The following is an 8,829-nucleotide window of genomic DNA, read 5'->3' as shown; positions in this document are numbered from 1 at the left end:
CGACGACGTCGGCGTCGACCGTCTCTTTGATCGCCCGCGCGGAGTCGAGCACGTTGAGGTTGTGCGCGTGTGCACAGTCGATGAAGATCACGTCGGCGTCGGCCTCGTCGGCGGCGATCGCGCGCTCCTCTTCGAACGGACCGACGGCGACGCCGGCGAGGAGACGGCCGCGATCGTCGCGAGCGGCCTCCTCGTGCTCGCGGCGCTGGAGGACGCCCTGCATCGTGACGAGTCCGACGAGGCGGTCGTCGTCGTCGACGATCGGGACCCGCTCGATCTTGTGGTCGTACATCAGCTCGAGCGCCTCGCGGGCATCGACGTCGTCGGGTGCGGTGATGACCTCGTCGGTCATCGCCTCGCGGACGGCGTCGTCCTCGCCCACCTCCAGGTACGGGCGGATGTCGGTGCCGGAGATGATCCCGAGCACGGTGTCGTCGTCGTCGACGACCGGCGCCCCGGAGACGCCCTCGCTCTCCATCAGCGCGTCGGCCTCCCGAACCGTGTCGTCCGGATCGACCGTCACGACGTCCTCGCGGCGGATGACGAGCTCGTGGGCGCGCTTGACACGTTCGACCTCGGCGGCGGTCTCCTCGACGGTCATGTTGCGGTGAAGCACGCCGAGTCCCCCCTCGCGCGCCATCGCGATCGCGAGGTCGCTCTCGGTGACCGTGTCCATCGCCGCCGAGAGGACGGGAACGGTCAGTTCGACGTTCTTCGAGACGCGTGCGGAGAGGTCGGCGTCGTCCGGCTCCACCCGGCTCTCCTTGGGTCTGAGGAGCACGTCGTCGAACGTCAGCGCTTCCGGCACGTCGAGTTTCGCGGAGAATCGTCCGGTGTCTGTCGCCATATAAACCGTCGTGAGTGCCCGATAAAAAGCGTTGCGAGTCATCACGGACGTGCACGTCGTTCTCATCCAGAACCACGTACTATCCACATTCGTGGGTACTTCCTCGGACTGGGACTCGTCACGAGCTTCGCATCGTCGATCGCCGCCGTGCGGCGGCGCTCCCGGAGCGTGTCGTCTGGAGTGAGTTCCCTCCGATAGTGCGTCGCTACCGGACCAATAATCGACGCCAACGTGCGTTCGATACCGACGTATCTGCGCTTCGAACCGGATTTGGACGACGGATCGCAGTCGAATATCCGTGGCGACCGTGTGTTCGACACTCGTGTGTATCCCGGTCTCACACAACCTTTAACGCGGCCGCAACTCATATGTAGGATATGGACTCCGACAGTCCCGTGAACACGCGCACCGCCGGCCAGCCGACTCTCGGTATCGGCGTCCGCTTTACAGCCGGCAATCTGCGCAAATTTTTCACGCGGGCTCGTCGGGTCGTCGTCGGCGACGACGCCGCACGCCGGGCCCTCGGCTATCGCGGGTCGTCCGCTTCCCACCGTCTACCCGTCGGTCAGGGGTCCCGTCCCTGAATGAGCGTCTCACGTCACCCGGTCGCCCTCCGGTTAGAGCGCCGGGTCGGCAGCGCGACGAAGCTGCTGGCGACGGTGATGATCCTGCCGCTCGTCGACGGAATCTTCCCCGCGCTGGTCCTCGCCGGCGTGTTGTCTTCGCCGGCCGGCGTGCTCGAGACGGGGATCCTCATCTTCGGCGGCTCCGCGACCGCCGCGGTGATCCTCGCCGAGATGGACGGCGACCGGCGGCAGATGGTCACCTCCGTGCTGCTCATCGGGGCGGTCATCGTGCCGCTCGCCGCGGTCGAGGCGGCGCTCGCACCCACCTTCAGGGCATTCCTGAACCTCGCCGTCTTCGAGCGCTTCGCCGGGCTGGTGATCCTCGCGATCGCGGCCAAGACCGCCAGTTCGGAAGTTGGTGAACACCTGCCGAGCCCGGGCGTCATCGTCGGACTGGGGCTCGTCGCGAGCTTCGAACCGTCGGGCGTCGCCCTCGAGACCTCGCCCGAGCACGTGATCGCCGGCGCCGCCGCCGCCGGTGTCGGCGTGGCCTTCGCGCTGGCGATCGCGCTGCTGTCGCCGCACCTGCGCGGACGGGTCGACATCGACCGCTTCCGGTTCGGCTCCGCCGTCGCGCTCGGCGTGCTCGCGTTGCCGATCCTGCTCGGGCCGTTCGACGTCATGCAGACCGACGCGCCGATCGCGCTCGCCGTGCTCGCGGTGACCACGCTGTTCGCGTACGACCCGGATGTCGGTCCAGGAGCGGCCGCGTCAGGTGATTCCGACGGCGGAGCGGCCGGCGACGCTGGCGGGGTCGACGCCGCCGATGGCAGCGATCGCGACGCGACCGACCCGCCGCTGGACGCGCCGCCGGCCGGTCCCGTCGTGGACGACGACGTCGCCGTGTTGCACACCGCCGACGACTCGGGCACCGAGAGCGACGACGCCTCCGACCCGTTCGTCGAGGACGACTCCCGGGCTCCCTGGCTGTAGTCCCCCTCTCGATATCTCCCGTCTCGGACCGACGCACGTCTCGCCGGAGGGGTCGCCGGTGTTTAGTCCCCCCGCGACCTACGCCGGGTATGTCCAACCGCGTCGTGCAGGGACGGATGGTGACGCCGGAGAAACTCGCCGAGCTGGTCGAAGGGGAGTCGGTGCTCGAAGCCGAGTCGATCGCCGACGCCGACCGCGACTGTCCCGAGTGCGGCGGCGACGTCATCTCCGTCGGCTACATGCCGAGCGTGACCGAGTTCGTCACCGGGTACAAGTGTCAGAATTGCGACTGGAGCGACGACGACCGGGAGTGATCGGCCGGCGCGGCTCTGTCCCCCGATCGGGACCGATCGAAACCCCTTTATCCGCGTTTCGGTAAGCAGACGATGCGCGATCACGCGGGGCTGTGGCCAAGCCAGGCATGGCGACTGACTCCAGAGGCCCGCGCCCGGGACGACACTCCAGACTGATATACCGAGCGGCCGACTGATCATCGGTCGCGTTGACGACCCTCTGGAGTTCCGAGGCGCACCGGAGATATCAGTCGATCGGGGGTTCAAATCCCTCCGGCCCCACTCTCTCGACGCACGATTCGTAATGCACAGATGTAGGAGCCTTCGCCCGATTTCTTTATAAGCGAAACTCGAATTTGGAACCTTATTCCATGCGATCGTGGGATGGCACCCGGAGCCTTGTAGCGATTCACTCATACTTTAGAGGAACACCACATAACACTATATTCTCAAAACGACAATTCCACACCACCCACAAACCAAATATGGCGATAAACACTGTTGGCACTACTCCTTGTGAAATCTCAAAGAAAATCTAACCAGAAGAACGACGTTCGTAGAAGACAGACGTGCTGGCTGGGGGACACCGTCAGTTCTCAACGATTTCGGGTCCGGATCTCGAACCGGGCGCCACCCAACGCCTCGCTGTCGGTCACGTCGATCCGCCAGTCGTGGGCGAGCACGATCTGTCGGACGCTCGTCAACCCGAGTCCGGCGTCGACGTCGTTCTCCTTCGTCGAAAATCCCTGCTCGAAGATGCGCTCTCGGTTCGCCGCCGGGACCCCAGGTCCGTCGTCCGCGACGTAAAAGCCGTCTTCGAGTTCGCCGACGTGCACCGTCACGGGTGGCTCCCCGTGCTCCACCGCGTTCCCGAGCAGGTTGTCGAACAGGCGTTGAACCGCGTCGCGATCGCCGCGGACCGTCGGCGATCCCCGCACCTCGAGTGACCCGACCTCGGCGTCGCCCTGCAGCGACCACCAGACCGATTCGACGACGGATCCCACGTCGAGCGGTTCGCGCTCGTCGACGATCGACCCGGACTGCAGCACGTCGGTGACGTCGTCGATCACCTCGTCCAGCCTGTCGAGGGACGGCATCGCCCGTTCGACGTGGTCGATGTCGCCGGTTTCCAGAGCTAGCTCCAGCTGTCCGTGGGCGGCCTGGAGCGGGTTCCGCAGGTCGTGTGAGAGCACGCTGCCGAGCCCGCGGAACTCTGACAACAGCTCCCGGCGGGTCGTCACGTCCTCCTGAAAGCCGACGAAATGCTCGAGCGTCCCGTCGTCGTCGAAAAGCGGCGTGACCGTGACGCGGTTCCAGAACAGCTCACCGTCTTTCCGGTAGTTCCGCAACTCGACCGTGACCGGTTCCTCGGCCGTGACGGCCCGGGCCAACTCGGCCACCGGCGCGTCGTGCGTCGCCTCGCCCTGCAGGAATCGGCAGTTGCGGCCCAGGACCTCGTCGCGGGCGTACCCGGTCAGCTCGAGGAACCCGTCGTTCGCGTAGGTGATCGGGTTGTCTTCCCTGCTCGGGTCGGTGACGACGATGCCGATCGGGGCCTCGTCCATCGTCCGCTCTTTCATCGACAGCTCCTCGCGGACGGCGTCGTCGTCGATCTCGGAGACGGTACAGACCATCGTCCCCTCTCTCGTGAAGGACAGCCGGTGGTCGACGGTCACCGTCTCCCCGTCCTCGCGGACGTACTCGGTCTCGCCGGCCCACTCGTCCGCCCTCGCCTGCGGCAGGATCACGTTCGCCACCCGTTCGCGTTCGGCGGCGGGATACAGCAGCTCCCAGTGGCTGCCGAGCAGTTCCCCGCGGTCATACCCCACGATCCCCGCGAACGCGGCGTTGACGTAGACGAACTCCCCGTCGTCGTTCAGCAGGCTGATCCCGTCGTGGGCGGCCTCGATGGCGTGGAACCCCCGCTCGACGTGTCGCTCCGCGCGGCGCCGGGCGACGGCCTGCTCGACCCGGTTGGCGAGCACCTCGTACTGTCCCGTGCCGACGCCTTTCTGCAGGTAGTCGGTGACGCCCGCGGAGATGGCCTCGCTGGCGATCTCCTCGCTGCCCGTGCCGGTGAACAGGAGGAACGGCAGCTCGGGGTCTCCCTCCCGGACCGCCTCCAACACCGCCAGGCCGTTCATACCCGGCATCTCGTAGTCGCAGACGACACAGTCCACGTCGGCCTCGCGGGCTCGCTCGACGCCCGCGTGCGGGTCCGTCTCCGTCACCACCTCGAAGTACTCGCGTTCCCGCTCGACGAACCTCGCCACGAGTTCGGCGACCGCGGGGTCGTCTTCGACGTGGAGCACCGTCACGCCGCCGGCGTCTGCGAGGAGGGCTCGCTCGTCGAGCGTCTCGTCGAGTCCGAGACGGGGAAACTCGGCTGTCACGTTCAGTCTTATTGAAACGAATCGGTTATACGCTTTACTGTAACATTGCTGTCTCGTTCCGCACGAGCCGACGGACTCGGACTGCAACCGAGACGGTTCATCGACCCCGGCGGCCGCTGCTCTCATCGACCCCGGCCGTGTCCCGGTGTCGCACGTGCGGCGTCGATTTATTCCGGTCCGTCGCCATCGGACGACATGGTGCTCGCGCTCTCGGGCGGGTCGATCGCGGCGATCGCGGCCGTCGTCGCGGTCGCCGGCGCCGTCAACGGGATCGCCGGCTTCGGGTTCGCCGTCGTCGGGACGATGGCGCTCGCGACCCTCCTCGACCCCGCGACCGCGGTCGCGTTCATGATCCTTCCGATGTTCGGCGTGAACCTCGCGCTCGTCGGCGACCTCTCTCGTGAGGAGTTACAGACGTGTGGGCGACGGTTCGCTCCGCTACTCCTCGCCGCACTCGTCGGGACCCTGCTCGGCACGGCGCTTTTAGGCCGGTTCCCGGCCGGGCCGCTTCGGGGCCTCCTCGGACTGGTCGCGCTCGGGTTCGTCGCCACGACCCAGCGGATCGTCCCGGTTCCCGCGCTGTCGCGAGCGACGGACCGGTGTTTCGTCGAGACTCCCTTCGCGATGGCGGGCGTCGGGATCGTCTCCGGGCTGTTGTTCGGCGCGACGAACGTGGGCGTCCAGCTGGTCGCGTTCGTGCGGAGCTGTGACCTCTCACACGGGCTGTTCGTCGGCGTCGTCGCGCTCGTATTCGTCGGGATCAACGGGCTCCGCATCGCGGCGGCCGGTGCCTTCGGACTCTACTCCGACCTCGGGCTCGTCCTCGCGTCTCTCGCGGCCGCGGTCCCGGCCGTCGCCGGCGTCGCCGCCGGGAAGCGACTCCGCGGTCGCGTGAGCGAGCAGATCCGTCGGGGGCTCGTCCTCGGACTGCTCTCCGGGATCGGCGTCCGGCTCGTGCTCGGCGGCGCCGAAGCCTCTGAGCCGGTGGTCGCCGGATCCCGTTGGCAGACCCGCTCGCGGACGGGCTCACGAACCTCCCGGGTTACCAGGTCAGCCCCTCGTACGTGATCCCGTCGCGCCGCTCGACGACCCGCCTGCCGTCCACGACGACCGGCGCGGCCATCGCGTCGAACTCCTCGTCGAGCGCGGCGAACTCGTCCCAGTCGGTGACGACGACGGCGCCGTCCGCGTCGGCCAGCGCCGTCGCGGCGGCGTCGGCGTACTCGACGTCCGCGACGTACTCCCTGGCGTTGTCGGTCGCGACCGGATCGTAGGCGGTCACGGTCGCGCCGCGCTCTTGGAGTCCCCGGATCACGGGGATCGCCCGGGAGTTCCGCACGTCGTCGGTGCCGGGTTTGAACGCGAGTCCGAGCACGGCGATCCGGGCGCCGTCGAGGTCGACGTGGTCGGCGAGCAACGAGAGCAGGCGCTCCGGCTGTCCCTCGTTGATCTCGACGGCGGCTTCGAGGACGGCGGGGTCGTAGCCCTCGCGCTTCGCGGCGGCGACGATCGCCGCGACGTCCTTGGGGAAGCAGCTGCCCCCCCAGCCGACGCCCGAGCGGAGGAACTGCTCGCCGATGCGGTCGTCGAGCCCGATCGCGTCGGCGACCTCGTAGGAGTCGATCCCCAGCTCCTTGCAGATGTTTCCGAGGTCGTTGATGAGACTGATCTTCGCCGCGAGGAAGGCGTTGTTCGCGTACTTGATCATCTCTGCGGTCCGCGTGTCCGTCTCCACCACCGGGGCGTCTGCCCGCGCGACGAGCGGCTCGAAGACGGCCCGCATGTCTCGACGGGCGCGGTCGTCGTCCGCCCCCAGGACGACCTTGTCCGGGTTCAGGAAGTCGTCGACGGCGCTGCCCTCGCGGAGGAATTCGGGGTTCATCCCGACGCCGAACCCCTCGCCTGCCGTCTTCTCACTTTCGGCCGCTAACACGGGGGTTATCACGTCCTCGGTCGACCCGGGGACGACGGTGCTCTTCACGATCACCGTGTGCCAGTCCGGCTTCGCTGCGAGCGTGGCGCCGAGCCGGGTCGCGCCCGCCTCCATGATCGAGAGGTCGATGCTCCCGTCGTCGTTTTGCGGCGTCGGTAAACAGAGGAAGGTGACGTCGGTGTCGAGGACGGCGTCGTAATCGGTGGTGGCGCGGAGACGACCGGTGCCGTCGGCGCCCGCGTGTTCGGCCACGAGTTCCGGGAGCCCCTCCTCGTGGACGGGGGGTGTCCCGCTGTTGATGCTGTCGACGATCTCCTGGTCGATGTCGACGTTCACGACCTCGTGGCCGAGATCGGCGAAACACGACGCGACGGTCGTTCCGACGTAGCCGCTGCCGATGACGGATAACTGCATTCTACACACAGGTTCTCCTGCAATCGACAAGAACCATCCGGTCGCCCACCCCTCCGTTCGATTGGACGACGTTCCCGCGATCGGTTCGACGTTCCTCGCTGCTCGACGGCCCCGCCGATCGGCTCCCGGTCTACTCCTCGGCGATCGCTCGCCGAACGATCGGTTCGTATCCCATCTCGATCGATTCGTTCCGTTCCAGGAGTTCGTCGACGTTCCAGAACCGGGCGTCGGCCGCGTCCGACCCGGCGACGACGGTTCCGGTTACCACGTCTCGCGTCGTCCGATAGATCGTGACGAGAACGCGGGTCCCGTCGTCGTGCGCGACCAGGTTCGTGTCGAACAGTTCCAGATCCGCGGTCTGAACGGACACCCCGGTTTCTTCGGCCAGTTCTCTCGCGGCTGCCGCCTCGGGCGGCTCGTCCACCTCCAGAAACCCGGCCGGGAGGCTCCACGACCCCACCGCAGGGGGGTTCGTTCGCTCGACCAACAACGCCCGCACCCCGTCGACGACGATCACTCCCGCACAGGGTTTCGCGTTTCGATAGACCGGCTCCGTACAGCGTGTACAATACGCTCGTTCGCGCCCTTCGATACGCCTCCGTTCGAGTTCCGACCCACAGCGAGGACAGTAGCTGGGGAACGCCGTCATTGCACGTCCGATCGCGGGTGGCGCTATTTATAGGGACACCGGTGTGAGAGTGCCGGAGAACGCGTCACGAGGAGATATTTTCACCACGTTGTAGATGAATATCTGTGAGAACGTGCCTGCGCATCGACCGACCGTTCCGCCCGTTTCCCTGAATAAAGAAACTAAAAAAACTTATCTAACCAGTGAACCAACCGACTGACATAAATGGGGCCGTGGTTAGAATCGTTTCTTCTAGGGAAGTCGTTGAAACGATCGCTTCGGTATCTCGGGTACTCGGTCATTCTCATGGCCTTGTTCTTTGGTCAACTCTATCTTGCTGGGAATTTCGATGTGGGAAAATTATCTAGTTTATTTATGAGTCCACTTGGAGTCACAGTATCAGCGGGTATCCTCGCAGGGATACATACATATCGAAATGACGGAATATTAGTGAGTATTGCTGTCGCCGTCATCATCATGAACGGCTATGCTCTGTATAGTATCATCTCGCTTAATCACCCCCAACCTGACTATGGATTTTTAACCGGTGTGGGGACAGCAATTATGTATGGTGTACCAATAGGGATTATAACATCCACTATTGCGTATGTGTTACGTCGATATGCTCCGAGTCTATATTCAGTAGCATCTAAGGAAAAATAGGGCACTGGAGCTTTGTTGAACTCCTATTCTTCAGATATATTCTCGCCTGAAACAGCCGGTCGATGAGAACTACTAATAGTGCGAGATCGTTGTGGTCGA

The 8,829-nt window shown here is 65.5% G+C and carries 7 protein-coding genes and 1 tRNA gene; 4 read left to right on the top strand and 4 right to left on the bottom strand.

All coding sequences use genetic code 11. The features are described 5' to 3' along the window. Positions 1–847, bottom strand: an 847-nt coding sequence (locus GJ633_RS11175) for an IMP dehydrogenase (protein ID WP_156588892.1), incomplete at its 3' end; no start/stop codon positions are given. A 584-nt stretch (positions 848–1,431) separates the two neighbouring features. Between GJ633_RS11175 and GJ633_RS11170 the strand changes: the two genes are divergently transcribed. From GJ633_RS11170 to GJ633_RS11160, 3 genes are all read left to right on the top strand, one after another. After that, entirely contained in the window at positions 1,432–2,406 is a 975-nt protein-coding gene (locus tag GJ633_RS11170) for a DUF5794 domain-containing protein (RefSeq protein ID WP_156588891.1), read from the top strand. An 89-nt stretch (positions 2,407–2,495) separates the two neighbouring features. Continuing rightward, positions 2,496–2,720: a DUF5795 family protein gene (locus GJ633_RS11165; RefSeq protein ID WP_156588890.1), complete on the top strand. Its 225-nt coding sequence runs from the start codon at positions 2,496–2,498 to the stop codon at positions 2,718–2,720. An 86-nt stretch (positions 2,721–2,806) separates the two neighbouring features. Further along, a tRNA-Trp gene (locus GJ633_RS11160) sits at positions 2,807–2,981 on the top strand. Positions 2,982–3,295: 314 nt separating this feature from the next. On the opposite strand, the gene GJ633_RS11155 is transcribed toward GJ633_RS11160, so the two are convergent. Then, positions 3,296–5,092 carry a PAS domain-containing protein gene (locus tag GJ633_RS11155; RefSeq protein ID WP_321169037.1) on the bottom strand — a complete coding sequence of 599 codons (1,797 nt, stop codon included), beginning with the start codon at positions 5,090–5,092 and terminating at the stop codon, positions 3,296–3,298. A 195-nt stretch (positions 5,093–5,287) separates the two neighbouring features. On the opposite strand from GJ633_RS11155, the gene GJ633_RS11150 reads away from it, so the two are divergent. Further along, the gene (locus GJ633_RS11150) at positions 5,288–6,160 is read left to right on the top strand and encodes a sulfite exporter TauE/SafE family protein (RefSeq protein WP_156588888.1); all 873 of its coding nucleotides are present in this window, start codon (positions 5,288–5,290) and stop codon (positions 6,158–6,160) included. Here GJ633_RS11150 and aglM read toward each other — a convergent pair. Further along, a complete protein-coding gene (aglM, locus tag GJ633_RS11145) occupies positions 6,135–7,439 on the bottom strand; it encodes a UDP-glucose 6-dehydrogenase AglM (RefSeq protein ID WP_156588887.1) in 1,305 nt (434 codons plus the stop codon). The genes GJ633_RS11150 and aglM overlap by 26 nt on opposite strands. Before the next feature lie 130 nt (positions 7,440–7,569). After that, positions 7,570–7,956 (bottom strand): NUDIX domain-containing protein, encoded by a 387-nt coding sequence (locus GJ633_RS11140; protein WP_321169036.1) that lies wholly within the window; start codon positions 7,954–7,956, stop codon positions 7,570–7,572. Positions 7,957–8,829: the final 873 nt, after the last annotated feature.

Origin of the sequence: Halorubrum sp. CBA1125, assembly GCF_009742825.1 — an archaeon.
Classification (GTDB): domain Archaea; phylum Halobacteriota; class Halobacteria; order Halobacteriales; family Haloferacaceae; genus Halorubrum.
Note: the sequence above shows the minus strand (reverse complement) of the source record. Positions and strands in the feature narration are given on the sequence as shown.